The sequence below is a fragment of the Algoriphagus boritolerans DSM 17298 = JCM 18970 genome (genome assembly GCF_900108085.1).
Classification (GTDB): Bacteria; Bacteroidota; Bacteroidia; order Cytophagales; family Cyclobacteriaceae; genus Algoriphagus; species Algoriphagus boritolerans.
Window position 1 is genome coordinate 381,978 of the sequence record NZ_FNVR01000001.1, and the last position, 19,526, is coordinate 401,503.

The 19,526-nt window shown below is 42.5% G+C and carries 20 protein-coding genes and 1 pseudogene; 6 read left to right on the forward strand and 15 right to left on the reverse strand.

What is annotated here, in order from left to right:
• Window positions 1-10 precede the first annotated feature (10 nt).
• The 8 genes from C4S61_RS01645 to C4S61_RS22210 form a co-directional block, all read right to left on the reverse strand.
• Window positions 11-1,255 (reverse strand): DUF4153 domain-containing protein, encoded by a 1,245-nt coding sequence (locus C4S61_RS01645; protein WP_103923038.1) that lies wholly within the window; start codon window positions 1,253-1,255, stop codon window positions 11-13.
• A 49-nt stretch (window positions 1,256-1,304) separates the two neighbouring features.
• Window positions 1,305-1,631, reverse strand: a complete 327-nt coding sequence (locus tag C4S61_RS01650; protein ID WP_146064322.1) for a hypothetical protein — start codon at window positions 1,629-1,631, stop codon at window positions 1,305-1,307.
• A gap of 218 nt (window positions 1,632-1,849) precedes the next feature.
• Complete coding sequence (locus C4S61_RS01655) at window positions 1,850-2,143, reverse strand: winged helix-turn-helix domain-containing protein (protein ID WP_103923040.1); 294 nt, start codon at window positions 2,141-2,143, stop codon at window positions 1,850-1,852.
• 1 nt (window position 2,144) lies between these two features.
• A complete protein-coding gene (locus C4S61_RS01660) occupies window positions 2,145-2,759 on the reverse strand; it encodes a hypothetical protein (RefSeq protein WP_146064323.1) in 615 nt (204 codons plus the stop codon).
• Between the two features lie 755 nt (window positions 2,760-3,514).
• Complete coding sequence (locus C4S61_RS01670; protein ID WP_103923043.1) at window positions 3,515-4,708, reverse strand: esterase; 1,194 nt, start codon at window positions 4,706-4,708, stop codon at window positions 3,515-3,517.
• 395 nt (window positions 4,709-5,103) lie between these two features.
• Window positions 5,104-6,531: a M20 family peptidase gene (locus C4S61_RS01675; RefSeq protein ID WP_103923044.1), complete on the reverse strand. Its 1,428-nt coding sequence runs from the start codon at window positions 6,529-6,531 to the stop codon at window positions 5,104-5,106.
• Window positions 6,532-6,599: 68 nt separating this feature from the next.
• Window positions 6,600-6,902: a hypothetical protein gene (locus tag C4S61_RS22205; protein WP_235009725.1), complete on the reverse strand. Its 303-nt coding sequence runs from the start codon at window positions 6,900-6,902 to the stop codon at window positions 6,600-6,602.
• A 12-nt stretch (window positions 6,903-6,914) separates the two neighbouring features.
• Window positions 6,915-7,322, reverse strand: coding sequence for a hypothetical protein (locus tag C4S61_RS22210; protein WP_235009726.1), 408 nt, complete (start codon window positions 7,320-7,322; stop codon window positions 6,915-6,917).
• A 600-nt stretch (window positions 7,323-7,922) separates the two neighbouring features.
• Between C4S61_RS22210 and C4S61_RS01685 the strand changes: the two genes are divergently transcribed.
• On the forward strand, window positions 7,923-9,377 hold the full coding sequence (locus C4S61_RS01685; RefSeq protein WP_146064324.1) for a tetratricopeptide repeat protein: 1,455 nt from the start codon (window positions 7,923-7,925) through the stop codon (window positions 9,375-9,377).
• A gap of 259 nt (window positions 9,378-9,636) precedes the next feature.
• Here C4S61_RS01685 and C4S61_RS22600 read toward each other — a convergent pair whose 3' ends face one another.
• Together C4S61_RS22600 and C4S61_RS01695 are read right to left on the reverse strand one after the other, a co-directional pair.
• Window positions 9,637-9,927, reverse strand: a complete 291-nt coding sequence (locus C4S61_RS22600; RefSeq protein ID WP_103923046.1) for a type II toxin-antitoxin system RelE/ParE family toxin — start codon at window positions 9,925-9,927, stop codon at window positions 9,637-9,639.
• Entirely contained in the window at window positions 9,924-10,154 is a 231-nt protein-coding gene (locus C4S61_RS01695; RefSeq protein ID WP_103923047.1) for a hypothetical protein, read from the reverse strand. Before C4S61_RS01695 ends, C4S61_RS22600 begins: the two co-directional genes overlap by 4 nt.
• A gap of 489 nt (window positions 10,155-10,643) precedes the next feature.
• On the opposite strand from C4S61_RS01695, the gene C4S61_RS01705 reads away from it, so the two are divergent.
• Window positions 10,644-11,519 carry a carbon-nitrogen hydrolase gene (locus C4S61_RS01705; protein ID WP_103923049.1) on the forward strand — a complete coding sequence of 292 codons (876 nt, stop codon included), beginning with the start codon at window positions 10,644-10,646 and terminating at the stop codon, window positions 11,517-11,519.
• A 3-nt stretch (window positions 11,520-11,522) separates the two neighbouring features.
• A complete protein-coding gene (locus tag C4S61_RS01710) occupies window positions 11,523-12,599 on the forward strand; it encodes an agmatine deiminase family protein (protein ID WP_103923050.1) in 1,077 nt (358 codons plus the stop codon).
• Window positions 12,600-12,947: 348 nt separating this feature from the next.
• Here C4S61_RS01710 and C4S61_RS01720 read toward each other — a convergent pair whose 3' ends face one another.
• From C4S61_RS01720 to C4S61_RS01740, 5 genes and pseudogenes are all read right to left on the reverse strand, one after another.
• Entirely contained in the window at window positions 12,948-13,388 is a 441-nt protein-coding gene (locus tag C4S61_RS01720; protein ID WP_103923052.1) for an Hsp20/alpha crystallin family protein, read from the reverse strand.
• Window positions 13,389-13,865: 477 nt separating this feature from the next.
• A complete protein-coding gene (locus C4S61_RS01725; RefSeq protein ID WP_103923053.1) occupies window positions 13,866-14,852 on the reverse strand; it encodes a bestrophin family protein in 987 nt (328 codons plus the stop codon).
• Window positions 14,853-14,951: 99 nt separating this feature from the next.
• A pseudogene (locus C4S61_RS01730) lies at window positions 14,952-15,449 on the reverse strand (DedA family protein); the annotation flags it as partial.
• A 158-nt stretch (window positions 15,450-15,607) separates the two neighbouring features.
• Window positions 15,608-17,038 carry a dicarboxylate/amino acid:cation symporter gene (locus C4S61_RS01735; RefSeq protein WP_103923055.1) on the reverse strand — a complete coding sequence of 477 codons (1,431 nt, stop codon included), beginning with the start codon at window positions 17,036-17,038 and terminating at the stop codon, window positions 15,608-15,610.
• A 184-nt stretch (window positions 17,039-17,222) separates the two neighbouring features.
• On the reverse strand, window positions 17,223-17,600 hold the full coding sequence (locus tag C4S61_RS01740; protein ID WP_146064326.1) for a hypothetical protein: 378 nt from the start codon (window positions 17,598-17,600) through the stop codon (window positions 17,223-17,225).
• Between the two features lie 198 nt (window positions 17,601-17,798).
• On the opposite strand from C4S61_RS01740, the gene C4S61_RS01745 reads away from it, so the two are divergent.
• From C4S61_RS01745 to C4S61_RS01750, 3 genes are all read left to right on the forward strand, one after another.
• Window positions 17,799-18,479: an ERCC4 domain-containing protein gene (locus tag C4S61_RS01745; protein WP_103923057.1), complete on the forward strand. Its 681-nt coding sequence runs from the start codon at window positions 17,799-17,801 to the stop codon at window positions 18,477-18,479.
• Window positions 18,480-18,992: 513 nt separating this feature from the next.
• Window positions 18,993-19,124, forward strand: coding sequence for a hypothetical protein (locus C4S61_RS22470; RefSeq protein WP_262494999.1), 132 nt, complete (start codon window positions 18,993-18,995; stop codon window positions 19,122-19,124).
• A 45-nt stretch (window positions 19,125-19,169) separates the two neighbouring features.
• On the forward strand, window positions 19,170-19,418 hold the full coding sequence (locus C4S61_RS01750) for a hypothetical protein (protein WP_103923058.1): 249 nt from the start codon (window positions 19,170-19,172) through the stop codon (window positions 19,416-19,418).
• Window positions 19,419-19,526 lie beyond the last annotated feature (108 nt).

The following is a 19,526-nucleotide window of genomic DNA, read 5'->3' on the forward strand; positions in this document are numbered from 1 at the left end:
GCTTTTTTGCTTATTGAAACGCAAAAATCACCGGAAATAAGAAAACCACAATCCCTGTCCACAGTAGGTAAACCGGAAGATACCGCACTAAGACTAACCCCACTTCCTCCAGCTTTTTTCGACGCAGTACTGTCTGAATCAACATGCGCGCAACTAGCAGCAAATGGATTAGCATCAGAATATTCACGCCCAGAACAGCCAGTCGATTGGGCGTAATGCCCCACTCGGAGATCCGAAAGGCAATCGCAGACAGTGCTATACCATTGACTAGGATAGTAACCAATGAAAGTAAAACCAAAATCCAGATGTCAATCCCGGATTTTTCTTCCTTGGAGGATTCGGCCACAGAAAAGAAAATCAAGGCCATTACTCCAATCAATAGCATGTTAAAAATCATCAGAAATTCCCGATCGTTGTAAGGATCCTTGCCCGCGTAAACTATCGCTCCGAGATAGATCACTAGCATAACCAGCACGAGTGGACTGAAGATTTTGGCGATGATCGGCGGCACCTTATTGACCAGTTGAGGATTGGTTTGCGTCAGGTGAGTAGCGACCAATGGAGCAGCCGCTAAACCAAATACTACAATGTATTCGAAATAGAACTTTTCGATCTGAAGTCCGATCAAACTGAACAAACCTATGGTGATGCCGGACATGAATCCTCCTGCCAAAAGTAACAGTGCTCCCATGATCACAGCATCCCCATTGAAATTGAGATAATCCAGCCTTTTGGGAAGATTGTTGATTTTGGTATCCGAGAATACAAAGCCCAAAATTCCCCAGAGCAAAAGTGGGAAGTGAATGCAGGCTAAAAACAAGGTGTCGCTTTCTGGATTGTCGGGGAGTAGATTGATGTAGAGCGCTGCGACTAAGATAATGCCGAATGGAAGAACCAATGACCGGAAGGGGAGTTTGTTTTTCCGGGCAAAATAGGCGGCCACGAACGGGAAAGCGATAAGTCCTATATTTCTAGGGTAGAAAAACTCCTCATTCAAAGAGAAGATGGCTGGAAACTTTGCCAATATGCCCGCCAAAAGTGCAGCGATAACTACAAACTTCCACTCGCTGGGACTGCCCCAGCTTACCCGATCCGATTCGTAACTGAGGCGTTGGTACCAGAATTCTGCCTGAGGTTGACCTTGAAGTTGAGGATAGAGCAGCTTAAATTCCTGTTTAAACTCAGTTTTGTTTTTTCGATAGTATTTTTCGAGTAGACCGGGATTATCCCAGAGACTAAGGATGGAATCTTTCATGATAGTGAGCGCATATGGAGAGTTAAATTATTGATCATTTGGCAAATGTTTAGTCCCAATGTCCGGTAAAGTTGAAAGCGATCACAGCGCTGATCCAGATTGCGACGAAATACAGAATGGTACTGAAAATGATTGCGATCAGCTTTTGATTGCCCTTGGGAAACCAAAGAAATCCCATCAAAAAGAAGAAAATTCCACCTACGGCGCCCCCCATGGGGATGAGAATAAGCGGAACAAGCATCCACAATTCCAGCAGGTCCTCTTTGGTCAGAATGATGAAAAGCAATAAAGAGAACGGTGCGCTTGCACCAAGTAGGGCAGGGAGCCCCAATTTTTTGAGGGGTAAACCTTGTAGGAAGTCAGTTGAATTGTTCATGAGATTTTTCATTTTAATTGAAAGTACTTTGATTTTCAAAGTGAATAGATAAATTTTATGTATATCCGCTTTTTTACCAGTACCCCTATTAACTATCGTTTGGAGTTCCTAAGAACATGCTGTTGACCGTCGACCGTCGTCTGTGGACGATTAGCCGCAACTTCTAAAGCATCTTTCTTAATTACTGGAAGGATTGCGGATAATCAGAATAAATTTTTTTAGGCTTTGTTCTGGTTGATCAAATTTTCAAGAAAGTCGAGATGTCCCTGAAACGCCTTTTTACCTTCGTCAGTAGCTGAGTAATTTGTCAGAGGCTTTCGCCCGGCAAAGGTTTTTTTCACGGAGATGTATTCGGCGTTTTCCAGATTTCGCAGATGCGAGGCCAGATTGCCGTCCGTGACCTCCAGGATTTCTTTGAAAGAGTTGAAATCATACTGTTCATTGACCATTAGAATGGACATAATTTGCAGCCGGATGACGTTTTCAAATGCTTTATCGTAATTCCCTTTCACCCTATCTGTCGTAGCGGTAATACATCATTGAGCCATAGATCACATGCAGAACACCGAATCCCAAGGCCCAGCAGACTAATCCAAAATCAGGAAAAAAGGCGGCGATAAGACCCAGAAGCAATTGCCCTATTCCCAAATTTTTGATTTCGCCCAAAGTAAAATGAGAGGCATTGATCAGACCCAAACCATAAAAGACCAAGGTAGCAGGGGCAATCAAGTTATAAGCGCTTTCGTGGATCAAAGCAAAAGAGAAAAGTCCGCCGGAAATTACCGGAATAAAAAGGGCAAAAAGAAAACGTTTGCTAGCCGGAGACCAAAACTGATGGGAATTACGCTGACTTTTTTGCTGACTCAGCAGGTAGGCTGTACCGATCGCGAGCACCAATATGACCAATGCCACAGCAAGTAAATTGACCTGCAACGCATCACTTTTGATTGGAGACGAATCCTTTCCATAGTCAGTGTTTGGGAAGTAGATCCAATACCATGCGATTCCTGCACCCACAAAAGCATAGATGCCTGCGAGTATTCCAGCAAGCCCGCTGAGTGAGAGAAAGCGGGTACTCCGCTCCATCATGGATTTGATTTCTGCTAATTCCTGTTCGGGTTTTTTCATATTCAAAAGTACTTTGAAATACAAAGTAAATCAATTTTTCAAATCTCGTTTCTTTTTTTTAAAAAAATAAAACTCCTTTAGGAGCAGAAGGCATTCATTAATGAGTAGAATTTGGAATTGAAGCCTTTCCTTTTTTGAAAGTTTTTTTGTTAACAGGTAGGCGATCTTAATTTTTTGATTGGCTATCCACAAAATACATGTTGACCTTGCCAAGGTTTTTAGCTTCTATTTTCCCCCTAAGAATGCAATAAAAGACATCTTTGACTAATTGGTAGGTGGCTCCTGAGACATTTAAATCAACTAAGTTTTCTATGAATTCTAGTAATCAAATTCAGATCCGCTCTCAATGAGAACTTCCAGGATCAAAAGATCAGGAACTAGTTTACTGTCCGAATTTTGCCTCTTGGGACTTGCGTCATGCAAAAAAGATGAAAATGATCCGATTGTTGACACGATGAGTCAGCCATACAGAAATTCCGCATTTTAATCTTCCCAGTACATCAATTCACAAATTTCGCCAGGTCAACTAATACTTAAAAATGGCCAGGATGATCCTTTCTTTAAATATCCCGGAATGATGGTGTAAAATCCAGCCGAATTAAAGCACTTGTATGGAGAACCGAAATCGCCAATGAAAACATCCAATTTTTTAGCTTTGACATTCTTTGAGTCTCCATTGTGGAGATCGGCTTTTTTATTGAAAAAAAAACGCAGCACAATTAGAGCTGCGTTTTTGATGCCGAATCGAACTTTGTCTAAAAAAGCAAAGGTGCAAATTGGCTCAGATACACTCTCCAGTTTTTCCAGGTATGGCCGCCTTCGCTTTCCACATAGTCGTGAGGCATTCCCATCCCTTTGAGTTTTTCGAGGTATTCTTGATTGGCTTTGTAGAGGAAATCCCTATTACCGATGGCGATCCAATATAATTTGTAACCATTGTCCATTTGAGCTTTTAGCGTTTCATCGAAGTTGCTGTAGACCTTACCGGTCGCATCTTCCCGAGGCATGATCGCTGCGGAGAAGAGTCCCATGTAGTCGAAGGTATTTGGATAGTATCTGGAAATATGAAGGGTATGAAATCCCCCCATGGAAAGCCCGGCGATGGCCCGACTGGCTTTGTCAGCTTTGACACGATAGTTGCTTTCTACAAATTTGATAATATCCTCAAAAGTGCCTTCGTACGTTCCATCCATTGTCTTGGGAATCATAAATTGCGGCTTGTAGAAGTTTTTGCTGCCTTCTCCGGGGGCACCATCCTGAATTACGTTTCCGTTTGGCATCACCACGATCATGGGTTTGGCTTTTCCTTGAGCGATCAGATTATCCATGATTTGGGCAGTACGGCCTAAAGCGAGCCAGGCTTCTTCATCCCCACCGGCGCCGTGTAAAAGATAAAGTACCGGATATTTTTCAGTAGAAATTTCATACCCCGGAGGCGTATAGATGGTGATTCTTCGATCCATTCCCAGTCCCGGAGAATCATACCAACGCCTGGCTACTGTGCCGTGTGGAATGTCATTGGTCATGAAAAGATCAGCATGTCCACCACCGACAATGAAAATATTCGTCACAGAGGCCACGTCTCGGATCAGGAAGGGATTACCCGGATCAATGCTGGAGAAGCCATCTATTGTAAAAGAGTAATTGTAAAGTCCGGAGTCCAAAACCGGAGTTTTGAATTCCCAGACACCATTTTCCCCCTTTTTCAATTCAGCTTTTCCAGGACCGTCCATTAGTCCCATTGGAGTTTCCATTTTTACTGAAGGAAGGAAATCCCCGGTTACCTGAACAGCGGTCGCATTGGGGGCGTGAAGTCGGAACGTGACTGAATTGTCTTCGTGTATTTCCGGCGAAATGATGTTTTGGGCGCGGAAAAGGGCTTCCTGTGCGTAAGAGGTGAATCCTATCGTAGCTAGGAAAAACAAGGTTGTTAGCAGGTGATTCTTCATCGGTTATTTTTCTATTGTCTCAAAGTGTGAAAATAGAAAAAAGAAAACCGAAAACCTATAGAATGGGTAGTAAGCGAAAAAGAAGGATTTTAAATTGACGCTTAAAATCAGTGGAATCCGGAGGTTCAGGCCGTTAAAGTCTTCAGGTTTGGACTCCCATAAGGAAATCTTCCGATCACCCTGATCCAGAATTTGCTCTCAGCCTTTTCGACAATGAGCCAATGCCTCGGGAGATTTTGAACCCTAGTTGAACAGGTCCCTTTCGGGTAGAAAGAGAAAAAACATGAAACGTATCAAAAGAAGTAGAGCGACTTTCATTCAATCAGTAGAAGGATTAAATCATTTGGAATATTGGGGTCATTGACCTTCAAATTTCCCAAAAAAGTGAATTCGGATTAATTGAAGTTTTTGATTAACAGGTAACTGAATTCAATAATTTCCTTGTAATTCTCCTTGCTGATTTTCTCATCGATTCCATGGAATCGCGTCATAGATTCAGGGTTGATCCGAATAGGATAAAATCGGTAAACTTCTTCCGAAATATCATAGAAGTTTCGGGAATCGGTGCCTCCTCCCAACAATCCGGGAACAACCAACGCATCAGGATTTTGGCTTCGGATCGTTTTGGCTAAAATCTGAAAAGCTTCAGATTCGACTGTGGAAACCGGCGAAGGATTGGTCAAATGTCCGACGGGTTCTACCCGGACTTTTTCAGAAACTGTCTTTTCGATGTGTGCTTTCACGGACTCGATGGTCTCTCCCGGCAGAATTCTAAAATTGACCGTAGCCTCTGCCACAGTGGGAATGACATTGTTTTTCACTCCCCCATCGATGATTGTAGGCGCCGTGGTTGTATGTGCATTGAGCGATTCCAGGATTGGTTTTTTAAAAAGCCAAGGATTCGCAAAAGCCAACTTGGTAAAAAACGGAAGCTCTGCGCCTAGGTATTCCAATTGGGCATCGATCGGCTTCACCATTTTGTAAGGCAGCTGATTGTTTTCAAGATCCACAATTGCCTGAGCTAGAATTCCAATCGTGTTTTCTCGGGGAGGAGCGGAACTGTGACCACCGTTTGTCTCTACGATTAGTCTGAAGGAAGCGAATCCCTTTTCGGCCAGATTTATCATAGCCACAGGTTTCTCTACTCCAGGAATCATGTTTTCGGCAATGAAACCACCTTCATCGATCGTCATCGCTGCTTCCACACCTTTTGCCTTCAAATGGGCGGCAATTTTCACTGCGCCGTTACCACCCCCTACTTCTTCGTCATGACCAAAAGCGAGATAGAAGGTTCGAGAGGGAACGAAGGATTCTGACAGTAATTTTTCCACTGCTTCCAAAAGACCGACCAGTGTCCCTTTATCGTCCATTGTGCCCCTGCCAATGATGTGCGTATCGGTGATTTTTCCCTCAAATGGTGCAGCTTCCCAATCTCCCAAAGTAGGTTCATCTACCGGCACCACATCCTGATGTGACAACAGGATGATTGGTTTTTTTGAAGCGTCTGACCCTTCCCATTTGTAAATCAGGCTGTAATCGGAGATTTTTTCTAAAGTCAAGTTTGCATGGGTGAGCGGGAATGTCTCGGCAAGAAATCGATGAAATCCAAAAAAAGCAGCAGAATCCGGAACAGCATCTTCACTGTAGGAAATGGTCTGGAATTGAATGGCTTTTGAAAGATTTAGAAATACATCATCAGATATTTCCAATTTCTCAATTGGTTCTGCCGCGACTTGCTTTGAGCTAAGTTGGAAGGTATTGAAAAGCAGGATAGCAGCTAAAGCAACTAGAATAAGGACTAGTCCAAGGAAAATTTTTTTCATAAAGCGGTTGGTTGGTTTGCCTAATTTAGCTAGAAATTGGAATCTATAAGTGCTGAGATTAGAATGCTTTAAGGAAGTGAACTCTTCCATGTGCCAATGGCAATGACTAAGAAGCCATGGGAAGCCACTTCATTTAGGAAGTTGACATGTTCCCATGGAGAATCAAAGCAGGCCCCATTGCCCCAAGCGATGATCGGTAGCTTGTTGGCGCCTCCACACTTGGACAAATCCTGAGGTTGGAATAGCGTATGAGTCGGCAGGGAAGTAGCACTAGTCATTATCGCAGGAAAGTTTCCTTTGCCGCCATTCTCGATGACTTCAGTTGGTGTTGGAGCCTCAGAGGCCAAGTTTTCGGAGAAAAAGGGAAGCACTTTCGTCTGAATTCACTCGGCGATTCGGTTGAGGTGATCGCCCTCATAACTTTCGTAGACGTGGTCGATCTGATAGGAGTCCAAGATCTCGTGCAGGGTTTTGGTGGCATTGCTGATGCTCCTGTCCTGTAATCCTGCATCCATGCCGATGGCCTTGAGTTTTTTGAGATTCAGGATGTATTGATCTACAAAATTGAGCGTGCGGTTGGCGATAATCTTATTGATGACATCTTGGCGGGGCTCTCCATTTTGAACTGGAAGATCAAGGTAAACGGTTACATCCCGGTCAGCCGAATCGCCGATGAGATTTCCTTCGAGTGCTTTGCTGTGGACTTTGATTCGTTCCTTGTTGCCCTTTTGGGCAAAGGAGGCGAACGCTCCCAAGCAAATCAGGAGCGTAAAAAGAAAAAGCTTCTTCATAGGTTTATGGGTTTAGGTTGAGCTAAAAGTAGGTTTTATGGTAAGAATGGCCAAACGGTATTTTCCAAGAAGATATAAGTTAAATTTAGACGAGGAATGCCTGGATTTTTCCTGTCAAATAAAAAGAATATACCTTTAGTATTACTACTCGGAAAAATGAAGACACTGAATTTGGCCCAATTCCCTTACTTGAGAAAAAGAATCCGGTTTTTTGTTTCGAGGCTTAAGGGGATTTATTTACAAGTCTCATTTGATAGTTTACTCCATCTACCTCCAAAGAGTTTGCTCAAGGAGGTTACTTTCACAACGTCTTGGAATCCGGGTTTAAAAAGATTGGGACTGCTAAGCCGGACTTGTCTGCGCTAAATCTAGTAGTAACTGGCAGTCAAATTCTATTATGATTTTTTTTACCACCGAGAATTAAAAAGTACAAACAGTGAATTATAAGTCAAATCTCAAATGAGAGTTGAGTTTTGAAAAATTCAATTCCCTGCCTAAGATTTAATCAGGTCAATTTTCAAGCTGTTGAAATTAAAAAAATAGAATTTCAGCCAGAAATTCTAATTGGGCATTTTACCTTGCAATAAAAAGTACCAGATCATGGCAAAAAAGAAATCCAAACCCCAAAAAACAACTTTTAATCCTATGACCTACCTGAAAACCGGTAATGCCCGAAAGCTACCGGTTTATGAATGTCTTTTGCCAAAAAATTGGGAACTAATCAAGAAGTTTCCGGTGATCTTGGCCCGAAAGCATGTCAATGGAAATATAACTTTTACCTCCGTTTTGGTTGATTTATTGTGCACAGGAGCCAAGGATGTCCTGTTTTTTGTGAATGAACCCGAGTCTTTCTACCGGGAAATTTTGCAAAGATATAAGGAGGGAATGTTGCTGGATTTTGAACCTGTTTCCTATGAATTGATCCATAATGTGATTTTTGAATCGATTGCATTTGCTGAGGAATTTGGGATTGCACCACATGAGGATTTTAGGTTTGCGGAGTTGATTTTGGATGAGGATTCGGATGATTTTCCCAGGATAGAGGTTCCCTTAGGAGAAGGTGGAAAAGCGCATTTGTACCTGAATTTTGATGATGAACGTGCGCTTTATTTTGAGCGGCAAATTATGAAGTATGGTCAAACCGGGACTTATGAAATCATTCGAAATGAGTTTGATCCGTTCTTTGATGGGGATGAATTGGATGATGAGGAAGACTGGGAAGACGAAGATATGGATGATAAATTTTCAGATACTTGTTTTGCCTGGAATGAATGGGAATGGGAGGAGTTTTATAATGACGAAAACTTTGAAAACTTACCTTTTGATATTGTGATCTTTACGCTTACCCGTTTGCCGGAATACGCTTATGATGAAATGATTGAGGAGCCGATGTTTGCTCCATTTTTGGAGATTCTACACACGGAGGAGCCTACCTCCAAGTATTCCTTTAGCAAAAAAGAACAAGAATACATGGCTGAAGTCTATGAAAGGCTGGGATTTTCTGACTTGGAATTTGATGAAAGCGATCCGGAATTGCTGGAAATGATAGAATCCGGAATCCAAAAATTTCCAAAAAATAGAATTCTTTACCAGTACAAGTGGGAATATTTCCAACGCAGCGGGGATCTTCCTAAGTCATTGGAAATCGCCTTGGAGATGAAAGAAAAATTCCCTGACTACCTGTTTGGCCTATCTTGCCACGCTCAATCATTGATTGAAATGGGTGAGGTTGATTCCATTCCGGAGGCTATGAACGATTTTACCAAAATCCAGGATTTTTTACCGGACCGGGAGAAGTTTCATGTTACGGAATTACAGTCCTTCTATTCGCCTTGGATTTATTATTACGCCAAAACGGGACAACTGCGGGCAGCAATTTTTTTGTACATGTTATTGGAAGATCATTTTGTGCTGATTTCTTTTCCACTGCATCCACTTGTCGAAGAGGCATTGGCATCAGAAGCACTTAAAGTAGTCGAACCTTTTTATAAAAAAGTCAAGGCAGGCGAAGTTTCCAAGGAGGAGTTTGTTGACTTGATGATGGGGGAGGATTAAGGATAGGCCTTACAGGAGATCAATATTTTGGAATTTGCGGCACTGGGTTTGATTTTAAAGCCAATTGCAAATTGGCAAAAATAGGAGGGTGGAATTGTAAATTCCACTTAGCATCAATAGAAAGTTCACCTTTAAAAAATCAGATTAAACCCAGAAAAGGATAGGCATTACCATAGAATTCAAATTCCACTCAGCTATTCCAAGAACCTGATTTTGAAAAGACAGAATACACCTTGAAAGGACTTGAAAATTTAAAATACTAAAGGTTCTTACTCTTCGGATTTTGCCTTACATCAAAAAAAGCCAAGATCAGAATATAGGTTGACCTTATAGTGTAAAAGACCCTAGTTTGCCATGTAAGCTGAAATCCACGAATATCTTTCTCGGGAAATTCCATCACACCAATTTCGGGGAAGCTTTCCAAAATATCCAAGAAGTCATTGGTTATAGATTTGAATTTTTCAACTGAACCTAAGCCCCAATTGTATTCCAAATAGTTTAAAATTCTCAAAAAATCTTTATTCGCTCGTTTGCTGACGAGGATTTTCATTTTTTTCGTTTTAAAAATTCTTCTCTTGAAATCAAAGTTGACTCATCGGCTGACTCTTCCAAAGCCAATAGAATTTCCTTTTTTTTATCTTCCGGTAATTCTTCCCAAAGTTTTCCATGGGGAGTTTCTTTTCTCAGTGAAAGGAAATCCCGAAGTGTCTCTAAAAGTTGCTCGTTGTTTATTTCTTCTACGAGCTGATGAACCGAATCTTTAAGTGTTTCTGACATGATTTCTTTTGCTTATCAACAACAAGATAAGGAACGTTGAATTGAAAGAGAAGATTTCGAGATCGGATTTATCTTGAGGATTATGTCAAGAATAAGCCTGGAGGTGGAATCTTCAGCCTTAATGAAAGGTTTGAGTTTTGAAAGTTTGATACTTAAATGATTTGTTGGTATTCTAAAAGCCAATCATAAATTGAAAAGAATATCCGGTAGGAATTGCGAGTTCCACCAAGCGTCAATAGAAAGTTCACCCTTAAAAGACAGATTACATATAGAAGGGTTTGACTCCAAGAATTAATTGGAAAAACAAAAATCAGTAAAAGAAAAAAAGTTGATTTTTTTATGCTCAAAAAGTGTAAAATTCTTTCAAACTTTTAGGTTCTACCAAATCCAAATCTTTCAGTCCTCAAATCTCCCAATCCGCCCAAATCTCCATTTGCCATTCCCCGCCACCCAAGGTATCTTTGCTCTCGAATCAAAAACGCCTTAGCTGTGTCAAACAAAACCGTCAAAGTAGGTCTGGTACAACTCAGTTGCTCTGGGGATGTGGCCGAAAATATGGAGAAAACTATCGCAGGTGTCCGCACTGCTGCCGAGAAAGGCGCGCAAGTCGTTGTTCTGCAGGAACTTTTTAGATCGCTCTATTTTTGCGATGTGGAGGATTATGATAATTTCCTTCTCGCCGAACCAATCCCCGGCCCATCGACTGATACGCTCGGAGCCTTGGCCAAAGAACTTGGCGTGGTGATCGTAGCTTCTCTTTTTGAAAAAAGAGCAGAAGGCCTTTATCATAACACCACTGCGGTATTGGATGCAGACGGAACCTACCTGGGCAAATACCGAAAGATGCATATTCCTGACGATCCGGGCTATTTTGAGAAGTTTTACTTCACACCCGGCGACTTAGGTTACAAGGTTTTCCCTACCAAGTTCGGCAAGATCGGTGTCCTCATCTGCTGGGATCAGTGGTATCCGGAGGCGGCCAGAATTACAGCGTTGAAAGGTGCTGATTTCTTAGTCTATCCGACTGCGATCGGCTGGGCCTTGCATCAGGATGAGCAAACGAATGATGATCAATACAATGCCTGGCAGACGATTCAGCGTTCGCATTCAGTGGCGAACGGCATTCCGGTAGTTTCTGTCAACAGAACAGGAATCGAGGGCCCGATGCAGTTTTGGGGAGGGTCTTTTGTTTCCAATGCCTTTGGAAGAGTCACCTATAAAGCGCCTCATTTGGAAGAAGAAATCCATGTGGAAGAATTGGATCTGACCGGTTCGGATCGGTACCGTACACATTGGCCTTTCTTGAGAGACAGACGGATTGACTCCTATGCTCCGATCACCAAACGCTACCTAGACGAGGAGTAGGCCATGAGAGACGTTTTTGAACTTGCCAGATCAGGGGCAGCCACTCCTGCGGAATTGGGCTATTATTTTCCTGCGGAATTTGCACCGCAGGAGTCCATGTGGCTGAGTTGGCCCCACAAGGAAGAAAGCTGGCCAGGGAAAATTGAAAAGATTTTTGCACCCTATTCCCGGTTTGTCAAAGAAGTGGCCGCAGGTCAGAAGGTCAATATCAATGTGGCCGATGAGGAGATGAAAGGTTTTGCTGTGAAGCACCTTAAGAAAGCTGAGGTGAAGCTAAGCAATGTGAGTTTTCATTTTTTTCCAACCAATGACGCTTGGTGCCGCGATCACGGACCTGCTTTTTTGATTAATCCTGATTCTGAATATAAGAAAGCCATCGTCAAATGGGAATACAATGCCTGGGGAGAGAAATATCCCCCCCACGATCTGGACAATATGATTCCGCTTCACATTGCCACGTATTTGGGAATTCCCAGCTTTCGTCCGGGGATCGTCATGGAAGGCGGTTCGGTAGAATTCAACGGAAAAGGAACCTTACTAACTTCTAAGGCCTGTTTGCTTAATGAAAACCGAAATCCAACCCTAAACCAAGCTCAAATCGAGACGTACCTTCGTGATTATTACGGAGTAAGGCATATTCTCTGGGTAGGGGATGGCATCGTTGGTGACGATACCGATGGACATATCGATGACATCACTCGCTTTGTGAATGAAGATACTGTGGTGACTGTAGTGGAGGAAAATAAAGCAGACCAAAACCACAAGATCTTGGTCGAAAATCTGGCTTTATTGAAGAAAATGCGCCTTGAAAACGGCAAGCAACTGAACATCGTGGAGCTCCCAACGCCGAGTCCTGTCATCTACGAAAATCAGCGGCTACCAGCTTCTTATGCGAATTTTTACATAGCTAATGAAGTAGTAGTAGTTCCAACTTTTAGAGACAAAAACGATCAAAAGGCATTGGACATCCTGACGGAATGCTTTCCACAGCGGAAAGTGGTGGGGATTGACAGCACGGATATCATCTGGGGATTGGGATCATTTCACTGCTTGAGTCAGCAGGAACCATTTGTGGAGTAGGCAGTTCACCGTGTTCAGTTCAAGTACCAAGGTTTAGAAGCAAAAATCAGAGTAGTAAAATACAGTAAAAACAGGTCACCTGTAGTTGCTTAATAGGAAATAAGAAAAACAAATTATGTGTATCCGCACTGATGCACGTGAACTAGATTTAGGGTATTTTGTATCCGGATATACGTCCACAGACGACTGTCAACAGCACATTCAATTGGAACTCAATCTTGCCCTAATTTGGGTACGTGCAGCTAACCGAATCCACATAAAACAAATTAAAAGACTGAATGTAGGGAAAGAAATTTTAAAATTAGGGGATAGAAAACAAATAAGGCAGCCTTCTGGGCTGCCTCAACTTTAAGAAATCGCAATGGATTTAACGGGTTTCCTTTTGGCTTCTTCCTTTTTTGGAATTTCCAGCCTCAGTATTCCGTCCCTGTAACTGGCTTTGATCTGGTCAGCTTCCACAGTATTGGGAAGATAGAAAGATCTCTTAAAGGATTGATAGCTGAATTCTCTTCTGGTAAACGAAGTGTTTTCATCCGTATTCTCGAAAGAGTTTTCAGACTGGATAATTAAAGTATCGTTATCCAATTCCACATGAAAATCTTCCTTTTTCATCCCTGGTGCTGCCATTTCTACCATAAAGGCTTCATTGTTTTCCATAATATTAACCTTTGGTAGCGTGTTGCCTTGAGTTGCCCAGTTATCCCATCCAAAGAGGTCTCTCCAGACGGTATCATCGAAAAAGGATGGGGTAGAAGGCGAGATTCCGTTTCTTTTAATTAGGTTAGTCATGGCTTTCAAATTTTAATTGTTGAACATTTAAACTTTTACAATCAATCTGAACTTGGCATGCGCAAGCATAAATCAATAATTTCAAGAAACTAGCTTTTGAATTGCAATTCAAGGGTTAGATTACAAGTTAAATGCCAAGCCTATTTTGGGAAATTTTGACAGATTTTTACTGAAAAAATGACAAGGAACTGACAGGATTTCTTGCATAACTAAGTTATATTTAGCCATTAGATTTGCCAATCCTGAACTCTTGATTCCTGTTAGTAATCAGTTTTTTAACTTTCATGTGTGTTTATAACTTGAAGTTTATTGGTCACATGGAATCTCGCAAGGTTTACAATCATTCCAGTGTGTGACTTTTTAATCATGCTCGATTTCATATAGCTTGGAATAGAGGACCGTTTAAAACTAGCCTAAAGACAGATTGGATAACTCTATCCTTCACAAAAATCATCCATTGAATTTCTATAATCCTGTTTACATCAAAAACCCGTTTTCAACAGGATAAGGCGCCGGAATTTCTTTTTCCTCCAGCATTTCGAGCAAATCAATTTCTATCACCCGTGCAATAGAAGAAATCGGCACATCGTTGTAGGCACCTTCAAATGGATTTTCGGAATAGTCTCCAATTCGGTCTACCAAAAAGAAAATCCAAATAATTATCGTGGAGAAAGGCACGGTTAGCCAATAATGCAGTTTGGTGGATTGTTCGAAAATGTCGAGTAAACCAAAAGGGATCAACGCGCAAAAAATGTAATTGATAAATAAACCTGTAGAGGCATATTGTCTTGGGAAAGGGAAATTTTTGATTCGTTCGGACATGCCCTGACTGTCCATCAGTTTGGAGAGCAGCTGCTGAAGGTAGACATGCTTGTATTCGGTGATTCCCCCACTTTCCTCCAGTTTTTTCAATTCCAAACTTTGTGTTTTGAGTAGATGGAAGGGCATATTTGTGAAAGATTTTAGTTTGTTGATTTCCGGGGTGGAAAGGTATTTTTCAAGTTCGGCTTCCGGGCCTCTCATGCCTTCTTGCTGAAAATATGGGGTGAAGATTAAGTTTTCGATTTTGGCATTGTGTTCCCATGTTTTACCTTTTCGCATGGCATGTTTTAAGGCAATAATCCAAGCTAAATGTCGGTGGACAAACTTCTTTTTCCACTCAAAAGCCACCGCAGGGGAGGAGAGACTCATGATGCCTATGGCGATCGACCTGCTGTCATTGACGATGGCACCCCAGATTTTTCGGGCTTCCCAAGCCCGGTCGTAGGAACTGTTGTTTTTGAAACCCAGGTAAAATGCCACTGCGATACCGATTACCGATATCGGTTGCCAAGGAAGCGAAAAGGGAATTCTTGTGATTTCGTAGCACACGATTACTGCAGCTGAGTAAAACAGTGCGTTGATCAATGGTTTTTTGGACCAGCGGATCGTGCTCCAAATGTGGTAATGCCTTTTGACGTACATGAGTGGTGGTTTTGGGTCAGAATATCAAAAAGTTCTTCTGATTATCCAATTCAGATAGATGAAAATGTTTTTGCATCTCCTCACTTCACCCCTTCTGCCTTATCCGCCGGTCCCACGCTTGATTTTTAAGTATTGTCTGATCAGGGGAATGGAGGTAATGACGATCAGACTCACTATGATCCACTCCAGGTAATGGATGAGTTCGGGGAAGATGATTTTCAGAAAATATCCGGCCAGCACCAAACTTGAGGTCCAGACCAATGCACCGATCAGGTTGTAGACCATGAAATTCCGAAAATTGGATTTGATCAATCCCAGGCAAAGCGGTAGAAAGGTTCGGATGATCGGAATGAATCGTCCTATGATAATAGCACCATGCTGCCGCTTTTCGAAGTAAGAGGCCGCGACATTCAGGTAGCTTGACTTGAAAAAGAGAGAGTCCGGTCGCGTCAGCAGCCATTTTCCGAGTTTTAGCCCTATGAAATAAGAGACGATATATCCCAAAAAGGCTGCTGCGGCAATGTAAAATACCAAGGCATAAATGGAGACTTCCAAAATTGGCAGCCCGCATAGCATGCCTGCCAAAAACAATAGTGAATCTCCGGGTAGAAAAAAACCAAAGAAAAGCCCGTTTTAAGTAAATATGATCGCTAATAAAAGCAGGAGTCCACCCCGCCGAATGATCAGTTCCGGACTCAGAAGTTCTAAAATAGAATTGATAAATTCATACATCTGAATTTTGGATTTATAGGTAGTTAATTTTTTACTGATTGGGGCAATTCCTGTACGACAACGACTTCGGATTCGATCAGTTCGAGATTTTCCTCAGGTGGCAATCCAAACTCACCTTCCCATTTTGCAATCACACAGGTAGCCAGGCAGTTACCGATTACGTTGACAGATGTCCTTGCCATATCCATAAGTTCATCGATCGCCAAAATCAGGAAAATGGGTGCCATGGGCAGGTTGAAGCTTGCGGCAGTTCCCATCAGGATAATCAGGGAAGCTCTTGGGATTCCTGCCACCCCTTTGCTCGTCAGCATGAGGGTCAGCACCATGAGAAGTTGATCCGCAATACTCAGTTGGATCCCTGCTGCTTGGGCGACGAAAATAGAAGCCAAAGCGAGGTAAAGGGTGGTGCCGTCCAAATTGAAGCTGTAGCCTGTGGGTATGACAAATGCTACGATTTTGCGTGGAACTCCAAACTTCTCCATAGCCTCCATTGCTTTCGGAAGGGCTGCCTCTGAGCTCGTGGTGGCAAAGGCAATAGAGACAGGTTCGGAGATGGCTTTCAAAAATTTGATTACCGGTATCTTTAGCAGCAGCGCGATAGGCAGTAATACCAAGACTAAAAATGCTAAAAGGGCGACGTACAAGGTGACGAGCAAATGGAAGAGGTTGACCAAGATTCCCAGGCCCATTTCACCTACTGTGTAAGCGATTGCTGCGCCGACTCCGAAAGGAGCAAAATACATGATGATCCGCGTGAAATTGAACATCACTTCGGACAGACTCTCCGTGAAGGATAGCATGACTTGCTTCTTTTTTCCATCCTTTACCAGCGCCAATCCGATCCCGAAAAGGATACTAAAAATGACGATTTGAAGAATTTCCCCTTCTACAACCGATTTGGCAATATTCTCCGGAAAAATATGGAGGATCACTTCCTGCCAGGTTCGAGCTGTGCCCTGCAGCGGGACTTCACCCACGGGCAGTTCGATACCGACACCAGCTTGAGAAATGTTGATGGCCAACAGACCGATCAACAGGGCCAAAGTGGTTACAACTTCAAAGTACAAAAGCGATTTCCAGCCCATTCTTCCTACTTGCTTTAGGTTGGAATGGCCGGCAATGCCTACCACGAGCGTCCCAAAAAGCAGGGGGGCGATCACAGTTTTGATTAGCTTGAGAAAAAGCTGACTGACCACTTTCAGGTTCATCGCTACCTCGGGGAAATCTGTTCCGATTGCCGTTCCGATGAGCATACTGCCAAATATCCAGGTGGTAAGCGAGCTTTTTTTGAGACAATAACCCACCACGGCTACCAAACCGATCCACCTACTGATCAGCATCAGCGAGTCGCCTACAGTGCCCGGAAATAGGAGGTTGATTACGATGAAAATGGCCGCTTGAGAAGCCGATACGGCTAGAAGGATCAAGACTCCGCTTGATTTAGGAAGTGACATAGAAAGAAGGATTGGGAAATACTGAATTGACTTGCTGGCATGACAGGCATATCAGCATGCAGTCCTGGTGGGATATTCCGGAAACTGAATTCTGATAAGAATGCCTTACCTTAAAAGCAAAGGATTTAAAACCTTTTGATCATTAGGAGATTACCTAATTTGGAAAAGCGAAAGATCCCCTGGGCTAGGTGAAATAGTGGTGCGGAAAAGCAATGCGAAACGCGGGTAAACCTGTCTCGATGGTTAGAGCTGATTTTAGGTAGCAGCGTCCCAAAAATTGGCATTTGGCTGATAGGCCTGTAAGATTGGCAAGAAGAACCTTTGCCGAACCAACCTTCTGAAGGGAGTGAAAAGCAGGTCTTTCAGGAATAAAGCAGTTGGATAAAGGTTCGCCGACTTCTCCATTGAAATGGTGCTGAACAAAAAAATCTGATTTTGAAATCAGTCCGTTTTCGGGGGAATTTTGATTCCACTGGTCAGGGATGTGATCTGCTCCGAAGACCAAGGATCCGACTAGACCGAGAAATAAGAATAATGTCCCCCAAACCCGCATTAACAGCATTTTGGAATAAAGCTAGCTGAAAAAAAAGGATAAAATTCTAAATGAGTTCAATTATTTTTTTGCCTGTCCGTAGTCAGTGACCGCTGTGATGTAGCTAGAATTTGGGTAATAGCCAAAAACATCTTTTATTAATCCGGATTGATCCATGGGGTGTAAAAGGATAACCTGTAACTTGGATAAGTCCTTCCTGTCATTTATATGGCCAATATCCTGAAGTCTTCCCGTTACTTTCCCTTACAAGTCACCATCGATGATCGTGAGCCAGTTGCTTTAGAACAGGAGTTTCGGAAATTGGGAAATATGATCATTCACCGGCGGAGATTGGCAGTTGGGGATTATCTTTTGGACAGGGATTTTTTGGTTGAGCGAAAGTCCATTCCTGATTTTTGTCTTTCGATAAAAGATGGTCGATTGTTTACCCAAGCCGGAAAACTGGTAAACAGCCGTATTCCTGCCTGTATTGTTTTGGAAGGTAAAAACAGGGAATTCAGGAAGACTGATTTTTCTCCAAAGGCAATTCAGGGGATACTGCTTTCCATTTCTATGGCTTTCAGACTTCCGATTTTGCGGACCAAAAACACGCATGAATCCGTTGAAGTCATGCTTCAGGGCTTTAAGCAACTTACCCGGGATAAATTGGAGGAACAACGCTTTTACCCCAGAACTTTTCATTCAAAACCGAAAAAAGATCCTCTTTTGGCTCAAAAGCTTCACATTCTTGAAGGGTTTCCGGGAATTGGTGTGGATAAGGCAGAAAGGCTGTTGATGAAATTTGGAAGTCTTCAGGCGGTCTTCAATGCCGAAATAGAGGACCTACTGCTTGTGCCGGGAATCGGTAAAAGGACTGTGGAAGGGATGCTTGAGATTTTGAAAAAATAAGTGGCTGCGAGCAATATCAAGGCTGAAATTATTGATCCTGTGAGTGTCTCACTGCTCTTCAGGTTTAGAAATTCTTGAATAAGTGAGTTTCTGCCTTCACTTTCAGATTCTTCTAATCGCGATTCCTATAGATCTTTAGATTTTTGGTGTATCGCCCTGAGGCAATAAGTTCCGGTTTTCCGTCTCCATCTAGATCGGCCGCTTGCAGATCCTCAAAGGCCATCCCGTATTTGTCTATCCGGATTTCTTCAAACTCGGAAAATGAATCGGTTTTCGGGATTAATAACTTGATCCCGAACTCTCCCCCTCATTTTCCGATGAGTTCAATTTATTTTTGCCCGGATGCGAACAAAAATGTTCGAAGTATCTGTCCGAAAAATAAATAAAGGTTCAAAACAATCAATTTTGGACCTTTTTTCATGGCATAAAAGTGGAAACAGAGAGTGTGACCAAAAGTGCAATTAACCAATGCCTTTTGATTTGAGCTAAATCAATACTTTAATTTACCAGGTTATGTGGATCAATTATCTGAAAAGCGGATTCCGCAATTTGCTCAAGCATCGTTCCTATACCCTCGTCAACCTGATAGGCCTCACTGTAGGAATCGCAGAGACAATCCAACTGGTTTTTTATATTCAGTTTTAGACAAGTTTTGATTCTTTCCAACCGGAAAAAGAATCCTCGTACAGCGTGCTACGGGTTCAAAATGGAGATCAGGGCGAATTTAAGTTTCCATCGCTCCCCTTGGTATTGCAGTCCATGATTGAGGAAAATATGGCTGACCAAGTTGCCTATACCAATTTTGTTCCCAATAATTTTCTATTCAATCGCGAAAATGGTGATGGATTTAATCAGTCGGTGACTTTGGTAAGCGGGGATTTCTTCGAGCTTTTTGGCTATGAAATACCCATGTCGAACGGTCGACACACAGGAGCATGATTATATGGGGGTATTCTCCCGATGAAAGATCGGGACAGGCTATCTGACTTTTGAAAAATAAATTATATACAGATGAAATCGAGCATGACGAAGTTCGTCACACACCGG

Bases quoted from the DNA above. Each gene is read 5' to 3' on its own strand.
- C4S61_RS01745 (WP_103923057.1), top strand. From the start codon at position 17,799: ATGGCCAATATCCTGAAGTCTTCCCGTTACTTTCCCTTACAAGTCACC.
- C4S61_RS22210 (WP_235009726.1), bottom strand. From the start codon at position 7,322: ATGAAGAAGCTTTTTCTTTTTACGCTCCTGATTTGCTTGGGAGCGTTC.
- C4S61_RS01685 (WP_146064324.1), top strand. From the start codon at position 7,923: ATGGCAAAAAAGAAATCCAAACCCCAAAAAACAACTTTTAATCCTATG.
- C4S61_RS01725 (WP_103923053.1), bottom strand. From the start codon at position 14,852: ATGTACGTCAAAAGGCATTACCACATTTGGAGCACGATCCGCTGGTCC.
- C4S61_RS22470 (WP_262494999.1), top strand. From the start codon at position 18,993: ATGTGGATCAATTATCTGAAAAGCGGATTCCGCAATTTGCTCAAGCAT.
- C4S61_RS01670 (WP_103923043.1), bottom strand. From the start codon at position 4,708: ATGAAGAATCACCTGCTAACAACCTTGTTTTTCCTAGCTACGATAGGA.
- C4S61_RS22600 (WP_103923046.1), bottom strand. From the start codon at position 9,927: ATGAAAATCCTCGTCAGCAAACGAGCGAATAAAGATTTTTTGAGAATT.
- C4S61_RS01645 (WP_103923038.1), bottom strand. From the start codon at position 1,255: ATGAAAGATTCCATCCTTAGTCTCTGGGATAATCCCGGTCTACTCGAA.
- C4S61_RS01710 (WP_103923050.1), top strand. From the start codon at position 11,523: ATGAGAGACGTTTTTGAACTTGCCAGATCAGGGGCAGCCACTCCTGCG.
- C4S61_RS01650 (WP_146064322.1), bottom strand. From the start codon at position 1,631: ATGAACAATTCAACTGACTTCCTACAAGGTTTACCCCTCAAAAAATTG.
- C4S61_RS01695 (WP_103923047.1), bottom strand. From the start codon at position 10,154: ATGTCAGAAACACTTAAAGATTCGGTTCATCAGCTCGTAGAAGAAATA.
- C4S61_RS01660 (WP_146064323.1), bottom strand. From the start codon at position 2,759: ATGAAAAAACCCGAACAGGAATTAGCAGAAATCAAATCCATGATGGAG.
- C4S61_RS01735 (WP_103923055.1), bottom strand. From the start codon at position 17,038: ATGTCACTTCCTAAATCAAGCGGAGTCTTGATCCTTCTAGCCGTATCG.
- C4S61_RS01675 (WP_103923044.1), bottom strand. From the start codon at position 6,531: ATGAAAAAAATTTTCCTTGGACTAGTCCTTATTCTAGTTGCTTTAGCT.
- C4S61_RS01740 (WP_146064326.1), bottom strand. From the start codon at position 17,600: ATGCTGTTAATGCGGGTTTGGGGGACATTATTCTTATTTCTCGGTCTA.
- C4S61_RS01720 (WP_103923052.1), bottom strand. From the start codon at position 13,388: ATGACTAACCTAATTAAAAGAAACGGAATCTCGCCTTCTACCCCATCC.